The organism is Rugamonas fusca (genome assembly GCF_014042365.1).
Classification (GTDB): Bacteria; Pseudomonadota; Gammaproteobacteria; order Burkholderiales; family Burkholderiaceae_D; genus Rugamonas; species Rugamonas fusca.
The window spans coordinates 1-255 of record NZ_JACEZS010000109.1; the positions used below are offsets into that span (position 1 = coordinate 1).

At 62.4% G+C, this 255-nt stretch carries 1 pseudogene; it reads left to right on the forward strand.

Annotated elements, in window-relative coordinates:
- A pseudogene (locus H3H36_RS27960) lies at positions 1 to 255 on the forward strand (bifunctional diguanylate cyclase/phosphodiesterase); the annotation flags it as partial.

The window sequence follows — 255 nt, forward strand, 5'->3', positions numbered from 1 at the left end:
ATTCGGCCGTCCTGGGCTGCTTGACGATGTATGCACGTGACGCCAACGCCTTCGATGTGGAGGAAGTGCGGCTGCTGGAGGAGCTGGCCAACGACCTTGCTTACGGCATGCAGATGCTGCGCACACGGGACGCCCATGCGGCGGCGGCCGAGCAGGCCAGCTTCCTGCAGCAATATGACAGCCTGACACATCTGCCGAATCGGCTGTTGCTGCGCGACCGTGTTGAACACGCCCTTGCGTTGGCAAGGAATCAGC